The sequence below is a fragment of the Sodalis sp. dw_96 genome (genome assembly GCF_018449575.1).
Lineage (GTDB): Bacteria > Pseudomonadota > Gammaproteobacteria > Enterobacterales > Enterobacteriaceae > Acerihabitans.
Genome location: NZ_JAAVUT010000001.1, coordinates 443,303 through 464,438, shown reverse-complemented (window position 1 = coordinate 464,438; position 21,136 = coordinate 443,303). Strand labels below are relative to the sequence as shown.

The following is a 21,136-nucleotide window of genomic DNA, read 5'->3' as shown; positions in this document are numbered from 1 at the left end:
ATCCAAATGCCGCGCCACCGCCCTTAAATCTATCGGCTATCGTCAACCCTTTAAGCGGCGGTCATGCAGCGATCCTCATCACCCTAAACCAATAGGCGCGTTGCAACAAAAGACCTTATCCGAAAGGGATATTTGCTTATGTGAGCGATTAATCATTAATTATAATCGTTTTCAATCATTTCATGATGTATTCCACACATTTCAATTTCGCTATTTCTCGCTTTCGCTCATTAACGATAAACTCACCACATACCTACTTATGCTTTTAGGTAAAACTGTATTGGTATGCAGAACCTACTCTGCCTTGACCCACTAAATGCCAGCAGGAAAAGTCTATGACCCAACAAAAAACGCCTACGCTAAAAGGCCAATGCATCGCGGAATTCCTTGGAACAGCGCTGTTAATATTCTTCGGAGTCGGCTGCGTCGCCGCACTGAAACTGGCGGGAGCCAGCTTCGGACAATGGGAAATCAGCATTATCTGGGGTATGGGCGTCGCCATGGCGGTTTATCTCACCGCCGCGGTGTCCGGCGCCCACCTCAGTCCGGCGGTTTCCATCGCCCTGTGTTTATTCGGCAATTTTGAAGGCCGTAAATTGCTGCCCTATATCGTCTCACAAATGCTTGGCGCCTTTGTCGGCGCGGCGGTGGTTTATTTCCTTTACTACAGCCTGTTTTTTGATTTCGAACAGGCGAACCATATGGTGCGGGGAAGCGTGGAAAGTCTGCAGCTCGCCAGCATTTTTTCCACCTATCCCAATGCGCATATCACCGTGGTGCAGGCGTTCTTTGTGGAAACGGTTATCGCCGCTATTCTGCTGTGCCTGATCCTGGCGCTGACCGACGACGGCAACGGCATTCCCCGCGGACCGCTGGCGCCGCTGCTCATCGGCCTGCTCATTGCGGTGATTGGCGCCTCCATGGGACCGCTGACCGGCTTCGCCCTTAACCCGGCCCGTGATTTCGGACCCAAGGTATTCGCCTATCTGGCCGGCTGGGGCAAAGTGGCCTTCACCGGCGGACGCGATATCCCCTACTTCCTGGTGCCGCTGATTGCGCCGGTGGTGGGTGGGTGCCTGGGAGCGTTCGGCTACCGTGCGCTTATCGGTCCTCATTTGCCTTCCGCGGTGATCGAAGACGGACTGGAAGAGACGCGCCCCAGCGGCAGCGAGCATAAAGCCTAGTATCCTCTAGAAAAATGGTATCCATTATAAGAACGATAACTTTTGCAGGAAAACATCATGCCATCTGAAAAAAAATACATTGTTGCCCTCGACCAGGGAACCACCAGTTCCCGGGCCATTATCCTCGACCACGAGGCCAATATCGTCAGCGTTTCACAGCGTGAATTTGCCCAGATCTATCCCAAACCCGGCTGGGTGGAGCATGACCCGATGGAAATCTGGGCGTCGCAAAGTTCAACCCTGGTGGAAGTCCTGGCCAAGGCTGATATCAGCTCCGACCAGATTGCCGGCATCGGCATCACCAACCAGCGCGAAACCACGGTGGTGTGGGATAAGGAAACCGGTAAACCCGTGTATAATGCCATTGTCTGGCAATGCCGCCGTACCGCCGATATTTGCGAAAAATTGAAAAAAGACGGGCTGGAAGAGTATGTGCGCGAAACCACCGGGCTGGTCATCGACCCCTATTTCTCCGGCACCAAGGTCAAATGGATCCTGGATAACGTGGAAGGCGCCAGGGAACGGGCCAAACGCGGCGAGCTGCTGTTCGGCACCATCGATACCTGGCTTATCTGGCGCATGACCCAGGGCCGGGTGCATGTAACCGACTATACCAACGCTTCCCGCACCATGCTGTTCAATATCCATGCCCTGGACTGGGATGAAAAAATGCTGGACGCGCTGGATATCCCGCGCTCCATGCTGCCGACGGTGCGCTCCTCTTCGGAAGTCTACGGCCAGACCAATATCGGCGGTAAAGGCGGGACCCGTATTCCCATCGCCGGCATCGCCGGCGACCAGCAGGCCGCCCTGTACGGCCAGCTGTGCGTCGAGAAGGGCATGGCCAAAAATACCTACGGCACCGGCTGCTTCCTGCTGATGAATACCGGCACCGAAGCGGTACGGTCGAAACACGGCCTGCTGACCACCATCGCCTGCGGCCCGCGCGGCGAGGTGAACTATGCGCTGGAAGGGGCGGTGTTCGTCGCCGGCGCGGCTATCCAGTGGCTGCGTGATGAAATGAAGCTAATCAGCGACGCCGATGACAGCGAATATTTCGCCGGCAAGGTAAAAGACACCAACGGCGTCTACGTGGTGCCGGCCTTTACCGGCCTGGGCGCCCCCTACTGGGACCCCTATGCGCGCGGGGCCATTTTCGGCCTGACCCGCGGGGTTAACGCCAACCATATAATCCGCGCCACCCTGGAATCCATCGCTTTCCAGACCCGTGATTTGCTGGATGCCATGCAGGGAGATTCCGGCGCCCGGCTGAAGTCATTGCGGGTGGACGGCGGCGCGGTGGCCAATAACTTCCTGATGCAATTCCAGTCGGATATCCTCGGTACCAAGGTGGAACGGCCGCAAGTGCGGGAAGTGACCGCGCTGGGCGCGGCCTACCTGGCCGGGCTGGCGGTGGGTTTCTGGAACGACCTGGAGGAAGTGCGCAGCAAATCGGTGATTGAACGGGAGTTCCATCCCAGCATCGAAACCGTGGAACGCAATGTCCGCTACCGCGGCTGGCAAAAGGCGGTGGCGCGCGCCCGTTCATGGGAAGAGCATGAGGAACAGCAAAAAAATGAGGTGTAAGGTTCAATCTTGATATAAGCCGGTTATTCAGCAAGGTGAAGGCCCATTCAATGAATGGGCCTTCACCTGTTGACAAAATGCCCGGCCGGGACGGAGCATGTCAACGTGAACGCGTGTTAAAAGGAGACCGTGACAATGAGGTCGAATCGGGCGTGGTTTTTCCGCCCGACCGAGCGCCTCATGGCACGGTAGGCCCGCTAACACCGTACCCCGAACCCTCCGTGTCCTCAATGCGAAATGCCCCTTCTATCATGCCCCGGCGCTCTGCCGGCGAATATTCAAGCAGTGAATTCTTGCTGTTGGATTTCTCCAGGCTGACCGCCAGTTCCTGCTGGCTCAGGGGCAAATCCTCCCGCCAGAACGGAGCAATGGCATTGCGGGTGATAAATGCCGACAAATAGCGTTCCGGATTGCCCTGCTCCCGGGGAAACAGGCGGAGGGCCAGTTCGGTCATCAGCGCCCTCTGCCGCGGCTGTTCGCTTTCCGCCAGCACATCCAGGAACGGCAGCAGCAGCCGACCGCATATTTGTCCATGGTGATAGCTGCGCAACGCGCCGACTTCCCCGGCGATGCCGTGGATAACCCCCAGCCCCGCCATGCTCAGGGTCAGGCCACCCAGGTAGGAGGCCTGCATAATGGCTTCACGGGCCTCATCGTCGTGGTTCAGCGCCGGCCAGGCCTGCAGGAAATGGCGAATGCCGGTAAGGGACATTTCGCGGGAGAGGCTGGTGGCGGTTTTGGACAGGTAAGACTCAAACAGGTGAGTGAAAGCATCAATGGCGCAATAGGCCAGCACCGCGTCCGGCGCTCCCGCCAGCAGTTGCGGATCGAGTATCGCCATCTGCGGCACAAAGTTGTTGTGGCGCAACGAGGCTTTCACCTTATACACATGGGTGTCGGTAATAACGGCATTTTGCGTCACTTCACTGCCGGTACCGGCAGTGGTGGGGATGGCGATAAGCGGCAGAGTAGCGCCGCTCACTTTACTATCACCCACCTTTTCCATATAGCGCAGGGCCGGCAGCGGATGCTCCACCAGTGCGGCAAACGCCTTGGCGGCGTCCAGCACGCTGCCGCCGCCGATAGCCACCACCCGCCGCACCTTGCCGCGCCAGCGGGCGACCCAGCGGTCAATATCCTGCGGCGACGCCTCATGACTGACGATTTCCGTGCCGGCCAGCAACGGCGCCAGCCTATCCGCTAACGCCGCATAGATCGGGCCGCCCAGGAAAGAGCGGCAGCTGAACAGCAGCGTGGGTTGCGCATCGGACTGCAAGAGGGGAATCAGTTGGCTGATACTGCCGGTACCGAACCAGGTTTGCCGGTTGGCGATCATCAGGCTGGCGGTCATATTATCTCCCTGGCGCGCTAAAACCCCAGCATAATCCAGGGCTGCCGGGCAAACCAGCGCTTTTCGCCGACATGAACGGCGTTGTACAACGGCAATTTCGGCTTTATGGCGCTGAGGGCTTTTAGAGGGAGGTTTTGGAAACCCGCGGCCCAGGGATGCACCGCCCCGGTTTACTCACCGGCGCGGGCATGGCAGCAGGTTATTGGTTGATAAACGCAGGCAAATGAGTATTTACCCTCCGGCGCGTTACCTTTTAGTCAACGCCGGCAGATACGCATTTATCCGGCACCGCATTACCCTTTGATAAATGCCAACAGGTCGGCGTTAAACTGTTCGGCATGCAACTGAGCCAGGCCGTGGCAGCCGCCCGGATAAATTTTCAGTTGGGCGCCTTTCACCAGTTTGGCGCTTTTCAGCCCCGCCGCGGCAATGGGGACAATTTGGTCGTCATCGCCGTGAATAATCAGCGTGGGCTTATCAATTTTCAGCAGATCGCCGGTGTAATCCACCTCGGAAAATTCATGCACACAATCGTATTCGCCTTTTATTCCCCCCTGCATGCCCATACGCCAGAATGACTCTTGCAACCCTTGATTCAATTTAACGCCCTCACGGTTGAAACCATAAAACGGCAGGGCCAGATCGAGGAAGAACTGCGAGCGATCAAGGGCCGTGCCTTTACGGATGCCGTCAAAAACCTCCAGCGGCGCGCCTTCAGGATTGTCCGGGGTCTTCAGCATCAACGGCGGAACCGCGCCCACCAACACAACGCGGGCAACGCGCGCGGTGCCGTGGCGGCCGATGTAATGGGCCACTTCTCCGCCGCCGGTGGAGTGACCCACCAGAATCACCTCCTGCAAATCCAACTGTTCAATCAGCTCCGACAGATCGTCGGCATACTGATCCATATTATTGCCTTCCCAGGTTTGATCGGAGGCGCCGTGGCTACGGCGGTCATGTGCTATCACCCTAAAACCTTTCTGACCGAAGTAGAGCATCTGCGCCTCCCAGGCATCACCCGCCAGGGGCCAACCATGGGAGAACAGGATAGGCTGGCCTTTGCCCCAATCTTTATAAGCAATGCTGGTGCCGTCATTGGTAGTGATAGTACTCATGATGTTCTCCACAAGTGATTGATATGAAGGGTGACGTGTCGCTATGTCTGGCATGGGAACCAGTTTGGAAAAAGACCTGTGCGTCAGGTCCAGACGTGTTAACCGGGCGCTACCATGTGGCGCACCACCGGCGGCCCAGCTCCCTGGTGAAAGGCCTGCACCCGGCTTTGGATAAGACGATCATTTACGGTATGGCGTTCGTGTTGCCTGAGATGCTCAAGCCAGGAACCGACCACAAACACTTCCACGAATTTGCCCGGCAGTTGGACATCCTGATAGACAGCCCAGGTCATCGCGCCGCCGCGCCGCCGCACCCGGCGCATTTCCTGGACGGCCAGCAAAAACGCTCGTGACTGGGCCGGGTCTATCTCATATTCGATGCTGACCATTACCGGCCCTCGCTCATGCTGCAAGTCCGGCGCCGGGGCCAGGGGATGTTCGCTGGTATCCAGGTTTAAATCGGGATCTTTATCCAAGCGCCAGCGCAGGGCGGCGGCGGTGGACAGGATCATGCCGACGGCCGCCGCGCAAAGGGCGATGCGAATACCGGCCTTCGACGCCAGTTGGCCCCAGATGGCGCTGCCCAGCGTCATGGAACCGAAAAACACCGTGAGATATACCGCCAGGGCGCGGGCCTTGACCCAACGGGCCGCGCTGCGCTGCGCGCCGACGTTGAGGGTTGATAGGATAGTAATCCAAGCAAAACCGGTAAAAAACTCAATGGCGGTCAAAACCCAAAAATATCGGATAAACGCCAGGGCCAGCATGGTCAGCGCAAACAGCAGGCTGGCCAGCACCGTCAGGCGATCCGGGGAGAGTTTTTTTCGCAGCCCCGGCAGCAGTATGGCACCGCACACCGCGCCGATGCCGATAGACGCCAGCAGAACGCCGTAGCCCCCGGGCCCCAGCCCCAGTTCCCGGCGCGCCACCAGCGGCAGCAAGGCCCAGCCGGCGCTGCCGAACAGGAAAAACGCCAGGGCGCGCACGAGTACGTTTCTTAATACCGGCGCCGAGTGGACATAACGCAGTCCCGCCCCCACGGCGGAAAAAAAGTGTTCGGGAGGCAACCGCTGGATGGTGGGTTCGGCTTTCCAGCGATACAGTACAAAACCCACCCCCAATACCGAAAGCGCATTGAGCAAAAATACCACCCCCGGCCCGGCAAAGGACAAAATCAGCCCACCCAGGGCCGGACCGATGGCCCGACTGATATTAATGCCCAGGGAATTGAGGGCGATGGCCGAAGGCAGCTCAGATTTAGCCACCAGTTCCGGCACGATGGCCTGAAAAGGGGGCGAACTCATGGCCGCCCCGGTGCTCAGCAAAAACGCCGCCGCCAGCAGGCCAATGGGCGTCACGTGCCCGCTGAGAACCAGCAGGCCCAGGCCGGAGGCGGCGATAAACACCCAAAGCTGGGAAAACAACAGGTAGCGGCGCCGATCGACGATATCGGCCATGACGCCCGAGGGCAATGCGAACAGAAACATCGGCAGGCTGCCGGCGGCCTGTACCAGCGCCACCCATAGCGGATCGGGATTAAGCAACAACATCATCCAACTGGTGCCCACGTCGCTCATCCAGGAACCGATATTGGACACCACGGTAGCTATCCACAGTATGCGAAAGACCGGTTGCCGCAGCGGACTCCAGGGAGAAAAACCGCCGGTAACCGGGATATTGGGCCGGCTCTCTTCGGCGTCAGTCATGGATTTCCCCCGCGAAACCCGGCGGTATGCGCCACCGTCCCGGGCCGCATACCGCCAGCGTGATAAATATAATCAGCAGCAGCCAGCCGAACTGCCCTTCCGCCACCGTCCACTCGGGATGGACCGCCAGCATGGCCACCAGCAGCACCAGGATAATCGGCAGGCAGGCCAACCGGGCGGCGACTCCCAAAATGATAAAAATCGGGCACACTACTTCGGCGAAAATGGCCGGCAACAGGTTTAAATAGGGTCCCAGGCCGAAAGGATCCTCGATCTGCGTCAATTGTTCATTGAAATGCAGCACCTTGGGTATGCCATGCACGTACAGCAGCATAAAGCAGCCGGAGAGCCGCAGGAACAGCAGACCCAGATCGATGCGGGGGGTCAAAGGCGTTATCCCGAATATTTTCATGGTATTAAAACGCAAAGCAGCTGCAGCCCAGCGCACCCCAGAACCCGGTATGATCCGATACCGGCACCGCCGAACGCCGGGCATTGTCATGAGCGTGGCCATGGACGCCGCAGGCGCCGATGCAGCTATGTGGCAACAGGCATGCGCTGGCGGCCAGCGGGCGGTAATGCCCCGGCACCAGGGTGACGGGAGACCAATCCGGCACTACCGGAATCGCCGCCGGGCCATGGGACGATAATTCACCGGCGGCGTAGACCACCTTGCCGCCCACCACGGTCATCAGCGATTCAATGGACTTGATCTCCTCTTCCGGGACAGTGAAAAAATCCGCTGTCAACACCGCCAGATCCGCCAGCTGGCCGGCCTGGATATGCCCTTTCTTACCCTGTTCGCTAGAAAACCAGGCGCTGCCCGCGGTATATAATTCCAGGGCGGTATCCCGGGACAACCGGTTCACGCTGTCAAACAGCTTCATGCCGCCGACGGTGCGGCCGGAGACCATCCAGTACAGCGAGGTCCAGGGATTATAACTGGCCACCCGGGTGGCATCGGTACCGGCGCCCACCGGTATACCCATTTCCAGCATACGCGCCACCGGCGGCGTCTGGGCGGCGGCGGCCGCGCCGTAGCGCTCGGCAAAATATTCTCCCTGGAATGCCATCCGGTGCTGGATGGCGATACCGCCGCCGAGCGCCCGCACCCGTTCGATATTTTTGCTGGTGATGGTTTCCGCATGGTCAAAAAACCAGTGCAGGCCGTCGAACGGGATATCCTTGTCCACTTTTTCAAACACGTCGAGCATCCGGCTGATGGACTCGTTATAGGTAGCATGCAGCCGGAACGGCCAGCGCTGGCCCACCAGATGTCTGACTACCGCCTCCAGTTCGCCCTCCATGCCGGGGTCCAGATCGGGACGGGGCTGGAGGAAATCCTCAAAATCAGCGGCGGAAAACACCAGCATCTCTCCGGCGCCGTTTTGCCGGTAAAAATCATCCCCTTGTCCCGGCTTTACCATATCGGTCCAACGCTTAAAGTCATCCAGCTCCCCGCCTTTGCGTTGGGTGAACAGATTATAGGCAATGCGCACGGTGAGTTGACCCTCTTTAGCCAGTTGCTCCACCACCTTGTAATCATCGGGATAATTTTGAAAGCCGCCGCCGGCATCGATTACACTGGTCAATCCCAGCCGGTTAAGCTCGCGCAGAAACTGCCGGGTGGAATTCACCTGGTATTCCAGCGGCAGGGTCGGCCCTTTGGCCAGGGTAGCGTAGAGGATCATGGCATTAGGCTTGGCTATCAACATACCGGTGGGATTGCCCGCCTTGTCGCGCTGGATTTCGCCGCCTGGAGGATTGGGGGTGTCCTTGGTGTAGCCCACCACCCGCAGCGCCGCCTGATTAAGCAAGGCCCGATCGTAAAGATGCAACACAAACACCGGCGTATCCGGCGCCGCCGCATTCAGTTCTTCCAGGGTCGGCATGCGCCTTTCCGCGAACTGGAACTCGGTCCAGCCCCCCACTACCCTGACCCACTGCGGCTGAGGCGTGCGATCCGCCTGTTTTTTCAACATGGCCAGGGCGTCGGACAGCGACGGCACCCCTTCCCAGCGTAATTCCAGGTTATAGTTCAGTCCGCCGCGGATAAGGTGCAGGTGGGAATCGTTCAAACCGGGGATGACCGTCCGTCCTCCGAGGTCAATCACTTGGGTTTTATCGTCGCCGTGGCGCATCACCTCTGCACGGGTCCCCACTTCCAGAAATTTGCCGCCGCTGACGGCGACCGCATCGGCAAGGGGCTTTTGCCGATCGAGGGTATGAAATTTCCCGTTTATCAGGATTAACTCTGCTTTATTGGGCGAAACCATAAAACCTCCGAAACCGTGAGGGCCAGTGCGGCATGGACAATGACCGGATTATGGTCGGCAAGCCGGAGCAGCGTCTAGTTATACAAAGAGATAATGGTTTTGCCGGAGGGCGGCGACTCATAGATGCGAAAACAGGTGTTAACGCGTGGATAAACCGTTCTGTCGGGGGGAGTTTGACGAAAACGCGCTCATCCCAGAATAAATTGCCCAGAAGCTTACATTGACCTAATTAGGAGTGATTAATGTAAGGAAACGGTTGTCAGAATCGGGCAGATTTCCACGGAAATAAGGTTATAGCGTTAAGAGAGTGGAAACAGATGAATTTATCACTTCAAACATTACTTTATGATAGAATTTAGGAACAGCCTCGAAGTTTTTTAAGAGACCTGGAGGCCGAAATTTTTCGACCGTTCAGTCTTCAGTCCATTTCATATTAAAAATATTATAACTATCTGAAATAATTTCATATGTAGGTGGAATTGGCTTGGTGGGTATTTCATCGACATCACATTGCTGAGAGATAGTGTTCGCGTTGGAGCTTTCACTTCCATTTGCCTTGTTTTCTTCGTTATTAGACATAGAGTATCTCATTTCATTTATAACATGTTGACCAAAACTTTTAATTTCATTCGCCACGGTCAGATCTTTGACCAAAGTATCCTTTCTAGGTGAGGATACGTCAAGATCAACTATTGCGAAAACTGCTGAAGCCATAACGAATAAAGCACCGGAAATCCAGAGCCATCCCATTGATTTTTTCAAAAAGAACATCCGCTTTTTATTGAGATGGGTGTTCTCATCACTGCAACAACCCACTACATAAAATATATACCTTTTTATTTAAAATCCAATACTATGCATGGAGATTTCATTATTTTTTGTATTATATTGTTCTGATTTATTACGATATTTTTGTAAATTATTGATATATCCCGATACTTTGTGATGAGGTTTAAAATAACGGTAATCATAATTTCCACAGAGGGTTTTGTAAGCGAAATAAAGCGATGTCAACATTGATGATAAACAGCTTAAAAGCGCCACAAAAAACATTATCAACGAAATTATTTTTTCATTGTAGTCCACTATGCGCAGCATGTAAAAAATCACAGCAAGCATACTGACATAAATAGTAAAATTTAATTGGACTCTGCCGATTATTTTCTCTCTATCCTCAAGACTCTTGAAGTATGTTTTCTCAAAAATATCATATAACCCATGCATCAGATCTCCTTAGTCGATGCGACACTTATCGTCACGTTTTTATTTTTTGATGTAGCGCCAATTTAATTAACTCACCGAATAAAAACCAAAATGCCTTACGAAAAATTTTAAATACTTTACGAAAATTTTATTAACAAAGACATGGTGCTGTCTGATTTAAAAAATACTTTATCAATAATAATCAAAAGAAAAAAGCCGGGTTTCATTACATTGCGAAACTCCCTGAAAATTTATTTTATAATCCACATGGTCGAGGCAACATTATGTTGTTGTAGACAATAAGAGCACTTTTTTTGCGCCATCAAATTTACTATACCCAGCAGCACTCTTGTTATACATAGAGATAATAGTCTCCCCCGCCCAGACGCCCTACCATGCGAACTGATAGCACATAACAGTCCCCGGCGGTCCGGTCGGTACGGACGTTCGTCAAGGACCTTCGCCGGATCGGCCGGCAGGCTTTTCCTGGATTTATCCTGACACCAGGAAGCGGGCACGGCTCTGCCGCTATCAACTTCATCGGCGCGCCGCGGACACGCGGGCTTCCCATTACTCATACCTCAATGGAAATCATTATGATCGACTCTAAACTTGATGTACTGACCCCCACCAACTGTCAAATGATCTTCATTGATCAACAGCCGCAAATGGCATTCGGCGTGCAGTCAATGGATCGCCAGGCGTTGAAGAACAACGTGGTGGCATTGGCAAAAGCCGCCAAGACATTCGGCATCCCCACCACCATCACCACGGTGGAAACATTAAGTTTTTCCGGCCATACCTACCCCGAACTGCTGGACGTCTTTCCCACTCATGACATTCTCGAACGGTCCTCCATGAACTCCTGGGACGATCAGAAGGTGCGCGATGCCCTGGCGGCCAACGGCAAGAAAAAAGTGGTGGTTTCGGGCTTATGGACCGAAGTCTGTAATAACAGTTTCGCTTTATGCGCCATGGCCGAAGGACAGTATGAAATTTATATGGTGGCCGACGCTTCGGGGGGGACCTCAAAAGAAGCCCATGATTATGCCATGCAACGGATGATCCAGGCCGGCGTGATCCCGGTGACCTGGCAGCAGGTCATGCTGGAGTGGCAGCGGGATTGGGCGCGCAAGGAAACCTACGACGCCGTCATGGCGATCGTCAAGGAACATTCCGGCGCCTACGGCATGGGTGTGGATTATGCCTATACCATGGTCCATAAAGCCCCTGAACGCACTCAAGGCGATCACCGCACCTTGGCGCCGGTTCCGGCCAGATAACATGATCCGCCGGTGGCGGGAAAACCTTCCGAATGGGAGATATGTCTAACCAGTCGCGGGATAACTTCCGATCGGGAGACATGTCTAACCAGTCGCAGGATAACTTCCGATCGAGAGATATTTCCAACCGGTGGCGGAGAAATCTTCCGGCCAGGCGACATTGCGCGGGCCGATAAGAGATATCTCAGTCCGGCTGAAGCGGACGTCGCTGAGGTAAACAACCATGAAAGTCTATCTTATTTCCATGGGGGCGGGCGTGTTGATAGGGATGGTTTACGCCCTGCTCAAGGTGCGTTCGCCCGCGCCGCCCGCCATCGCCCTTATCGGCCTGCTGGGCATGCTGGCGGGCGAACAGATCATCACCCAGATGGTGCGGCACGCGGCGGCGGCGCCCGCCAGCCGGTCGGACCGGACATCCCTGCAACGCTAACGGCACCCGCGGCGGTGAATGGGCAACATACCGCCTGGGCATTGATGGCGCCGACGACGGGTCTGGCGGCACAGTCGGTGATGGCGCGTTTTTTTGCACGGGCCGGCAATGATACGAAGGGGAAAAAGTGATGAAACCCTATCTGGTTTCCCTGATAACCGGCATATTGGCCGGTATCATTTATTCATTATTGCAGGTGCATTCACCCGCGCCGCCGGTGGTTGCCCTGCTGGGACTGCTCGGCATGCTGGTGGGCGAACAAATCGTTCCGGTTTGCAAGCGGCTGATTAACCGGCAACCGCTGACCATGGCATGGTTTCGTCATGAATGCGTGCCGAAGATCAGCGGCACGCCGACGGCGGGAGGTGAAAAACCGCCATCGGGTTCGCCGCCGGTTTAGGTAGGGTTTGTATGGGGATCACCAAGATGACGCCGCCTCCGCTTATTGCCATTGTTGACGACGATCGCTCCGTTCGCAGCGGATTAAGCAATTTGCTGCAATCCGCCGGTTACGCCACCCGGTCTTTTGAGTCCGCCGAAGCGTTTCTCAATCAAGGGCCGGGGGCGGCCAAGATTGCGCTGATCATTCTTGATGTTAAACTCAAAGGCATTGACGGTTTTGAACTCTATGAGCGGCTATTGCTTTGGACGCCCCCGCCTTGGGTTATCTTTATCTCCGGTCATGGCGACGAAAATACCCACCGGCTGGCGGTCAACGCCGGCGCCATCGCTTTTTTGCGTAAACCCATCGATGTCGATATCCTGCTGGAAAGCATTCAACGGGCGCTATCCAGCGGCGAGGGCACACCATGAACGATAAACCGACCCCGGTACCCAGGTTCACCGGCGGCGATTCTGCCTCCCCATCGTTCGATCTGATAGGCCTCGGTGATAACCGCGCCCACTCGTTCGATCGTATGAGCCTCGGCGATAACAGCGCCCTCTCGTTCGAGCTGACCGGTTTTATCTTCAGCCCCCTGGCGCATGACGGATTTCTCTCCTGGTCATGGTGCCGGCATCCCGTGGACGGCCGGGAGTATATTCTGGCAGCCGCCCGCGAGGAGAGGGAAATCCAGGCTGCTTTGCAGCTGAAAAATGAATTTTCCCTACGCCGCGAACTGGCTGAATCCTGGTCGATAAAACCGGTTGCCTATACCCTCTACCACGGCCGTTACGCCTTGCTCTATGACGCTTTCCCTTTCAACACTCTGGAGCCTCTGTCCCGCGCCCCCGCCAGGGATATGACGGATTTTATTACCCTGGCCATCCGCCTGTGCGCCCCCCTTAAACAGATGCATCTGCAAGGTTTAATCCATGGCAATATCAAACCCGCCACGCTGTACATTGCCGGCGACGGGACGTTTCGCCTCGGGGGCTTTGGTCTGGCGGGCAGCACATCCTCCCTGTTTTCCCAGCCGGGTTCACCGGCCCTCGGCGGCACCTTGGCCTATATGTCGCCGGAACATACCGGGCGAACCAAACGTCAGAGGGACAGCCGCAGCGATATTTACAGCCTTGGCATCGTTTTGTACGAACTGCTCACCGGCCGCCTGCCCTTCGACGCCGGTGGCCTGGCGGAATGGGAACATCATCATATTGCTTCGGAGCCGCTGCCGCCCCATCTGGTTCGCCCCGGCATTCCCGACATGCTGTCACTCATCATTCTCAAGCTGCTGGCCAAAATCCCGGAAAACCGCTACCAGACGGTGGACGGGCTGAAGGCCGATCTTAAACGCTGCCTGGCGTCGTTAACCTCCGCCGGCGTTATCCGGCAGTTCACCCCCGGGCTACAGGATACCTGCCCCGAGCTTCATTTGTCCGATACGCTTTTTACCGATCAAGCTCCGGCCCGGCGGTTACTCTCTGCTTTCAATGAGGTGAAAATCAGCGGCGAGCATGTCCTGGTGGTCATAAGCGGTCCGTCCGGTATCGGCAAATCATCGCTGATTGCGGCGGCGCTGGAGGTATTGCAGCACAAGCGGGCATTACTGGCGGTAGCTAAAGTCGATCAGTATCGCCGGGTTCTGCCCTTTGCCGCGCTCTCCTCGGCCCTGCGTTCGCTGATTTTACAGGTGCTCGGACTCCCTGCGGCGGAAATTGCCCGGTGGCAAGCGAGGCTCACCGGTTGCCTGGGGAGTTATGCCGGATTAGCGGTGAATTTGGTGCCCGAACTGGCCCTGCTGCTGGGGAATAACGTCCCGTTTTTTGATATACCCTCGGTGGAGGCCCAGGACCGTTTTAACCACATGGTCCACCGTCTGGTAAGCGCGTTTGCCACGCCCGGTTGCCCGCTGGTACTGCTGATTGACGATATCCACTGGGCAGACCCGGCCAGCATGCAGTCGCTGGAATATTTACTGGGGATACGGGCGTCGCTACCCTTGCTGACAGTGGTGGCCCATCAGGACCTGGCCTCGTTGTCCCGCCCGTCGTTTAATCGGCAGCTGGCGCGGTTGCGAGCCGCCGCGCCACGGGTGGTGGACATCGAACCGGCGCCGCTGGATGTGAAATCCATGGAGCGGTGGCTGGGGGAAACCTTCCAGACCCGACCGGCCAGGATGGGAGATCTGGCAAAACTGGTCCATAAAAAAACCGGCGGCAATCCGTTTTTTGCTCGTCAGTTTACCCAAAAAATCGTGGAAGACGGGCTGATAGCCCGCGATAAGCGCAATGGGAAATGGCGTTACGATCTGACCGCCATCGAGGTGCGTCAATATACTGAAAATGTCGCCAATCTGGTATTGCAGCAGTTGGAACGGATGCCGGCGACGACGCAAAAGTTGCTGGGCTGCCTGGCCTGTCTTGGACGTTACGGCGATATAGCCATGCTCAGCCGCGTCCAGGGCATTCCGACCGCCGAAATTCCGCGCCTGCTTCAGCCGGCCATCGTCGCCCAGGTGATTGTCTTGTCGACGGACAGATATCTGTTTACCCACGATCGCATCCAGGAGGCGGCGTTTGCTTTATTAAATCCGGCGGAAAAAAGTCACCTGCATCTGTCCGCCGCCATCCTGCTGGCGGAGAAGGCGCCTCAGTCCGCTGGCGACGACAAACTGTTTCTCGCCGTTGATCACGCCTCTTGCGCCGTCTCGTTGATCCGGTCCGCGGAACAGCGCCGGATGTTCCTTGAACTCAGCCTGCTGGCGGCGCAACGGGCAAAACGCACCGGTGACGTTGTTTCGGCCCTGAGCTATCTGCGCACGGCCAACGCGTTGAGAGAGAGCCGCCGGCAGCCGCAAAACGACCTGGATTTCATCCTCGGTCTTGAGGAAGCGGAGTGTGAATTTTTGCTGGGCAACCTGTCCCTGGCCTGCAACCTGTGCGCCGGACTGGCGGATTTATCGGCTAATCGGGCCGAGAAAGCCATGGCCGCACGTCTGCTGGCGGAGATCCATATGCGACGCTCGGACAACCGCCAGGCGTTGGAAATCGCCCTGCCCGCGCTGGCGCTGTTCGGTATCCATCTCAGCCGGCGCCCCGAGTCATCGGAATGCGAGTCAGCCTACCGGGAAATAGCGACCCGTATCGGCGAGGATCCTGTGGAGACGTTCAACCGCTTGCCGCCCATGGACAATAGAGAGATTGAGGCCGCCATGAGCCTGTTGGCGATTGCCTGCGTCACAGCCGGCTTTTCCTGTTCCCGGCTGCACTTTCTGCTCCTTTGCCAGACCCTCCGCCTGACGATGGAATACGGTATGACCGGGGCAGCCACTACCGCGCTGGCCTGGTTCGGCGTGCTTATCGGCCACTGTTACGGTGAATATCGGTCGGGTTTTCAGTATGGAATGCTGGCACGGGATCTGGTGAGACGTCATGGCTATATCGCTTTTGAAGCCAAGACCCTGCTGCCCCTTGAGCAGTTGAGCGTATGGACCCAGCCCCTGGCTTTCACCATTGACTGCGCCAACGCCGGTTATGCAGCGGGGATAGCCAACGGCGATCTCACCCAAGCCTGTTTTGCCCGTTGTCACCAGGTCATCAATTACCTGGCCCGGGGCGATGCTCTGGACAGCGTACTGTCCGACATAGACCGGGGGCTGGCCTTCGTTCGCAAGGCGCGTTTTAAGGATGTGGAAACCATCCTGCTGATTCAGAGGCACTATGTGCGGAACATGATTCAACCCTTGATTCAACCTCCGGGGGATGACGGCACCGTCCCGACCGATGGCGATGACATGTTACCGGAAGCGCTGTTCAGCTCGGCGCCGGAGCAGATGCCCACCATGATATTTTGGCTGTGGCTGTATCAGGCTATGTCCCACTTTTATGCCGGGGAGTTCGACTCGGCATCATCATGCCTGCGCCGTGGGGATGACCTGGCCTGGTCGGCGCCGGGGCATCTCCATCTGATGGATTATCATTTATTCAGCGCCCTCACCCTGACGGTTCAGCCGATAGGCGGGGAATATTCGCCGGAACAGCGGCGAAAACTGCAGCGGCATTATGACAAAATAGCCCAGTGGGCGCGAATCAACCCCGGCGCCTTTGAGGATAAAGAGGCGCTGCTGCAAGGGGAAATCGCCCGCATTGACGGCCAAACCGCCGTTGCCATGGCGCAGTACGAGAAAGCGATAAGGCTATCCCGTGACGGAGGATACCATCACGTTAACGGACTGGCCCATGAGCTAGCGGCCCGTTTCGCCGGTGCCTGCGGCTATGCCACCGCCGCGGATGCCCATATCAAAGGGGCCATGGCCGCCTATGGGCGCTGGGGCGCCAAGGGCAACGTACGCCGGCTTGAGGAGCAATATCCCCATATGGTCCCCGCCTGGCCTACCGGCCCCTGCGGCACGGTGGCCTTTGTCCAATGCGATGAGATACGGGATTTGCAAAGCGTCATCAAGGCGTCCCGCGCACTGTCCGAAGAGATCAATCTTGGAAGGCTGATCCAGATCCTGATGACCATGACGCTGGAGCAGGCGGGGGCGCAGCGCGGGCTGCTTATTCGCATGACGGCGGACGATACCCCGGAAATCGAAGCACGGGCGGATACCACCGCCGGCAGCGTTAACGTCCGGGTGGTAAAGGCGAGACCGACCCAAACCGATTTGCCCCTTTCCGTCCTGTCGGCGGTCATCCGCAGCGGCCAGGAAATCCGCCTCGGTATGCCGGGGGAATTCAGTCCGTTCAGTCGAGATCCCTACCTGGCGACCTCCGGCACCGCGGCGCTCTGTGTGCCGATGTTCAAGCAGTCCAGGCTGGTGGGGGTGTTATATCTGGAAAACCGGCTTATGCCCGAGGTTTTCACCGCCGAACACTCAAAAATTATCGCCCTGCTGGGGGCTCAGGCCGCCGTTTCCCTTGAAACCGCCCGGCTGTATGCCGAACTACTGGAAGAAAATATCCAACGCCGCCGAGTGGAAAAGGACCTGCGCGCCAGCCAGACGTCGCTGGTGCTGGGAGAACAAATCAGCCATACCGGCAGCTGGCGCTGGGAGATACGGCGGCACACGCTGGATATTTCCGCCGAATTCGCGCGTATTTTCGGCCTGGCGGAAAGCCGGTCAACCCTGACCTTTACAGATTTTGCGGCGCTTTTGCATCCTGACGACCGGTCGCGCACGATGGAGCTGATAGAGGCGAGCTTACGCAACGGAGTCACCATGCGCGCCGAATATCGCATTATCGGGGCGGACGGCGCCAACCGTTATATCCTGGGCGTGGGAGAACCGGTCTATGCCGGTGAGGCGATCAGTGAATATTTCGGCACCGTCACCGATATTACCAGCCGGCGGCAGGCGGAGGACGCCGCACGGGTGGCGCAGGCGGATCTGGCGCGGGTATCCCGTGCAACCACGGTAGGGCAATTGACCGCTTCCATCGCTCATGAAATCAACCAGCCGCTGATGTCCATCGTCTCCAACGCGGGCGCCAGCCTGCGCTGGCTGAACCGGGAGCTGCCCAGGCTGGATAAAGCGCGCATTGGTTTGGAAGAGATTGTTGCCGAAGGGCAGCGCGCCGGGGAGATCATCCACAGCCTGCAGGCGCTGACCCGCAATGAAGACCCCGTTTTTATCCCCGTGGATTTGCATCATATCGCACTGCATATTCTGACCTTATCCCGCAGCGAATTGGAACGGCGCCGGGTGTCGGTGGAGTATGCACTCAACGCCGAGGCGTTTTTTATCTTCGGCGACAGCGTCCAGATCCAGCAGGTACTGCTTAACCTGGTGATGAATGCCATTGATGCCATGGCCGCGGTTGAGGGCCATCCGCGAATCCTTACCTTGTCATCCGTCAACCCCGTGCCGCAACAAATCCGATTTGAAATAAGGGATACCGGCACCGGCCTGGATCCCGCGGTTCAGGAACGGGTCTTTGAGTCTTTTTACACCACCAAAAAACAGGGCATGGGCATGGGACTGGCCATTAGTCGCGCCATTATCGAGTGCCATCGGGGAAAAATGACCGCGGCGCCGCGACACCCGGTCGGTAGCTGCTTCTCCTTTATATTGCCCATCTATGACCCGCCGTCGTGACGCGTCAGCCGCCGATAAAACAGCGGTTTGCAGGCTTCACTACCCGATTGTCAACCCGCTGGAGTACTCCGCCGGCGGAATAGTCTTAATCTGATTCGCAGGCCGCCGTTACCGCGGCAAACGCCGGTACACCGCCGTTCGCGCCGGATTAAGATGTCGACGCCGCCGTTTGTCGGGAAATCCGTAGTTTACTGTTAACAAAATGATGCTTACTGTTACAGCATATATCATTCTTAGCCTGGATTCAGGCAAGGGATACTGACGACATGATTTTATCCAACCGAATGTCCCTCAGCGCCGGCACCGCCCGCCTCTATGCCAGCCGGCAGGCGAATACCGGGCCGGAGGAAAATACGCCCATCATCGCCATCCCCTGCGGCGAGGCTTTTGCGGTGATTGTCCAACTGGCGGATTTCAAGCTGCATAAATTGTGGCATGACGGCCGACTGGTCCATTCAGGGGGCCATGCCAAACAGGCATTGGCGATTACCGATCTCACCGAAGACTGGCGCTGCCAGCATCTGAGCCCTTTCGACAATGTCCGTTTGCTGATTCCCCGCCAGGCCCTTGACGAATTCACCTATGACAGCGGTCAGAAACGCATCGGCCGCCTTGATTGCGCCCCCGGCACGACCGATCCGGTCATGTTCCATCTGGCGCAGGCGCTGGTACCGTTGATGGATATGGCCGGCGGCGCGCCGGATTTTCTCATTGAGCATATTTCCCTGGCGCTGCTGGCTCACCTCACCGCGGCTTACGGCAACGCGCCGTCGGAGTTGACCCGCCGTAAAGGCCGGCTGGCGCCATGGCAGGAGCAGCGGGCAAAGGAGTATATGCTGGAGAATATGGCCAAGGGGATATCCCTGGAACAGATTGCCAAGGAGTGCCGGCTATCGCGAGCGCACTTTGCCCGCTATTTTAAAAACACCACCGGTACCTCGGCCTATGCCTGGCTGCAAAAAATGCGCATTCTGAAAGCGCAGGAATTACTTGGCGGTCATGAACAAAGCCTGACGCAAATCGCTCTTGAGTGCGGTTTTACCGACCAAAGCCATTTTTCCCGCGTGTTCAAAAGCGTTATTGGAACGCCGCCGGGCAGTTGGCAGCGTAACAAGGTCAAGGGCCATGATTTTACCGGCGGCGGCTGAATCATGGTGCAGCCTCACATCGCGGGCTGAATTGACCGTCGACGCCAACGGATGGCTCGCCCCTGCGGGCGTTTGAGCCTTGATGCTGCCGGGTCGGCCGTTTATGGCAGGCGTTTAGCCGCCTTGTCCGCCGGGGCGGCCAGAAATGACAGCAGATGGCGCAGCTCACCGTGGGCCATGGCGACCTCGGTTGATTCCTGCAGGGCATCCACATATTTACGGTAAAAATCGGTGTCGTTTTCCGGACCCAGGGACAGCAAGCGTTCGATAACGGTTTTATAGGCCACCACCGCCGTGGAATCGATCTCCTCCTTGTCATCCAGCCGTTCATCCAGCTCAACCATGATTTCCGAAAGCCGCCTTAACCAGGCGAACTGCGAATGGCCGGTAAGCAGTTGCAGATGTTCAAAAGGACTCCCCACCGGGCCGAAACGCTGGGTTTCCAGATCAACCAGAGCTTTGTGCAGCTTGCGCAGCGCAATGGACATCCCTTTAAGGCCGGTGCGGGGATCGGTTATCTCTTGCGTGTTCATCGATGTTTTCCTCGGTAAGCGTAACGTTTTGGTTTCAGCCATGGCGAAGTCGGTCGGCACGACGGCGCGGGTGAATGCCGGAGGGTTCCGCGGCGGCTTCTAGCGGCTTTGCGACTTGACGATATGCAGACGCTCCGCCGCCCTGACCAGATCGGCCAGACATCGGGTTTGCATTTTTTCCATCACCCGTCGTTTATGCACTTTGGCGGTAATTTCACTGACCCCCAGCGCCGTGGCAATCTGCTTATTAAGCAATCCGCCGATGGCCAATCCCAGCACTTCGCGCTCCCGCGGCGTCAAAGTTTGATGCCGCTCGGCCAGGCTTGATTGCTCGTGGGAAAGAGAGAGATTTTTTTCAGCCAGCAACAGCCCTTCCCGCACCGCGTTCAACAGCTGTTCGGACACGATGGGCTTGGTTAAAAACTCATAAGCGCCGGCCTTCATCGCTTTTACCGACATCGGGATGGTGCCGTAACCGGTGATGAAGATCACCGGAAATGTCCGGCCGGTTTTCCCCAGCGTCTCCACCACCTCAAACCCATCCGACAACGGCATGTTCATATCAAGAATGACGCAACTGGGCAGATGACTGAAGGGTTGGCCAAGAAATGCCTGGGCCGAAGCAAAATCAGCCACATGGTAGTCTTCCGACTGTAGCAAACTGACTATGGATTGTCTTACCGAATTATCGTCGTCAACAACATACACAATATGATCCATGAATATGCCCTATCGTTGATGGAAAAAGGACACCCCGACCGCGATAGCACCGGCAGGAGTCGCTTTTATCAATTCGTTAGTACTGCGGCACTCCATAATCACCAGAAGCCATAGGCTTATC

17 protein-coding genes are annotated in these 21,136 nt (G+C 56.8%); 8 read left to right on the top strand and 9 right to left on the bottom strand.

Annotation, left to right across the window (positions count from 1 at the left end):
- Positions 1–335 precede the first annotated feature (335 nt).
- Positions 336–1,184, top strand: coding sequence for an MIP/aquaporin family protein (locus HB631_RS02015; RefSeq protein ID WP_213989479.1), 849 nt, complete (start codon positions 336–338; stop codon positions 1,182–1,184).
- 57 nt (positions 1,185–1,241) lie between these two features.
- Positions 1,242–2,771 carry a glycerol kinase GlpK gene (gene glpK / locus HB631_RS02010; RefSeq protein ID WP_213989478.1) on the top strand — a complete coding sequence of 510 codons (1,530 nt, stop codon included), beginning with the start codon at positions 1,242–1,244 and terminating at the stop codon, positions 2,769–2,771.
- Positions 2,772–2,949: 178 nt separating this feature from the next.
- On the opposite strand, the gene HB631_RS02005 is transcribed toward glpK, so the two are convergent.
- The 7 genes from HB631_RS02005 to HB631_RS01975 all read right to left on the bottom strand — a co-directional run bounded on the left by HB631_RS02005 (position 2,950) and on the right by HB631_RS01975 (position 10,443).
- Complete coding sequence (locus HB631_RS02005) at positions 2,950–4,122, bottom strand: iron-containing alcohol dehydrogenase (RefSeq protein WP_213989477.1); 1,173 nt, start codon at positions 4,120–4,122, stop codon at positions 2,950–2,952.
- Positions 4,123–4,415: 293 nt separating this feature from the next.
- On the bottom strand, positions 4,416–5,237 hold the full coding sequence (locus HB631_RS02000) for an alpha/beta hydrolase (RefSeq protein ID WP_213989476.1): 822 nt from the start codon (positions 5,235–5,237) through the stop codon (positions 4,416–4,418).
- 98 nt (positions 5,238–5,335) lie between these two features.
- Positions 5,336–6,943 (bottom strand): MFS transporter, encoded by a 1,608-nt coding sequence (locus HB631_RS01995; RefSeq protein WP_213989475.1) that lies wholly within the window; start codon positions 6,941–6,943, stop codon positions 5,336–5,338.
- Positions 6,936–7,331 (bottom strand): DoxX family protein, encoded by a 396-nt coding sequence (locus tag HB631_RS01990; protein ID WP_255556750.1) that lies wholly within the window; start codon positions 7,329–7,331, stop codon positions 6,936–6,938. The genes HB631_RS01995 and HB631_RS01990 overlap by 8 nt, the downstream gene beginning before the upstream one ends.
- 28 nt (positions 7,332–7,359) lie before the next feature.
- Positions 7,360–9,219 (bottom strand): amidohydrolase, encoded by a 1,860-nt coding sequence (locus HB631_RS01985; protein WP_213989473.1) that lies wholly within the window; start codon positions 9,217–9,219, stop codon positions 7,360–7,362.
- A 411-nt stretch (positions 9,220–9,630) separates the two neighbouring features.
- Complete coding sequence (locus tag HB631_RS01980) at positions 9,631–9,981, bottom strand: hypothetical protein (protein WP_213989472.1); 351 nt, start codon at positions 9,979–9,981, stop codon at positions 9,631–9,633.
- Positions 9,982–10,059: 78 nt separating this feature from the next.
- A complete protein-coding gene (locus tag HB631_RS01975; protein ID WP_213989471.1) occupies positions 10,060–10,443 on the bottom strand; it encodes a hypothetical protein in 384 nt (127 codons plus the stop codon).
- A gap of 575 nt (positions 10,444–11,018) precedes the next feature.
- On the opposite strand from HB631_RS01975, the gene HB631_RS01970 reads away from it, so the two are divergent.
- The 6 genes from HB631_RS01970 to HB631_RS01945 all read left to right on the top strand — a co-directional run bounded on the left by HB631_RS01970 (position 11,019) and on the right by HB631_RS01945 (position 19,762).
- Positions 11,019–11,705: a hydrolase gene (locus tag HB631_RS01970; protein ID WP_213989470.1), complete on the top strand. Its 687-nt coding sequence runs from the start codon at positions 11,019–11,021 to the stop codon at positions 11,703–11,705.
- Between the two features lie 223 nt (positions 11,706–11,928).
- Complete coding sequence (locus tag HB631_RS01965) at positions 11,929–12,135, top strand: DUF1427 family protein (RefSeq protein ID WP_213989469.1); 207 nt, start codon at positions 11,929–11,931, stop codon at positions 12,133–12,135.
- A gap of 130 nt (positions 12,136–12,265) precedes the next feature.
- A complete protein-coding gene (locus HB631_RS01960) occupies positions 12,266–12,535 on the top strand; it encodes a DUF1427 family protein (protein WP_213989468.1) in 270 nt (89 codons plus the stop codon).
- A gap of 26 nt (positions 12,536–12,561) precedes the next feature.
- Complete coding sequence (locus HB631_RS01955) at positions 12,562–12,948, top strand: response regulator (RefSeq protein WP_213989467.1); 387 nt, start codon at positions 12,562–12,564, stop codon at positions 12,946–12,948.
- Positions 12,945–18,614, top strand: coding sequence for an AAA family ATPase (locus HB631_RS01950; protein ID WP_255556749.1), 5,670 nt, complete (start codon positions 12,945–12,947; stop codon positions 18,612–18,614). The genes HB631_RS01955 and HB631_RS01950 overlap by 4 nt, the downstream gene beginning before the upstream one ends.
- Positions 18,615–18,880: 266 nt before the next feature.
- Positions 18,881–19,762, top strand: a complete 882-nt coding sequence (locus HB631_RS01945) for an AraC family transcriptional regulator (RefSeq protein WP_213989466.1) — start codon at positions 18,881–18,883, stop codon at positions 19,760–19,762.
- A gap of 101 nt (positions 19,763–19,863) precedes the next feature.
- On the opposite strand, the gene HB631_RS01940 is transcribed toward HB631_RS01945, so the two are convergent.
- Both HB631_RS01940 and HB631_RS01935 read right to left on the bottom strand, forming a co-directional pair.
- Complete coding sequence (locus HB631_RS01940) at positions 19,864–20,295, bottom strand: hypothetical protein (protein ID WP_213989465.1); 432 nt, start codon at positions 20,293–20,295, stop codon at positions 19,864–19,866.
- 99 nt (positions 20,296–20,394) lie between these two features.
- Positions 20,395–21,015, bottom strand: a complete 621-nt coding sequence (locus HB631_RS01935; RefSeq protein ID WP_213989464.1) for a response regulator — start codon at positions 21,013–21,015, stop codon at positions 20,395–20,397.
- Positions 21,016–21,136 lie beyond the last annotated feature (121 nt).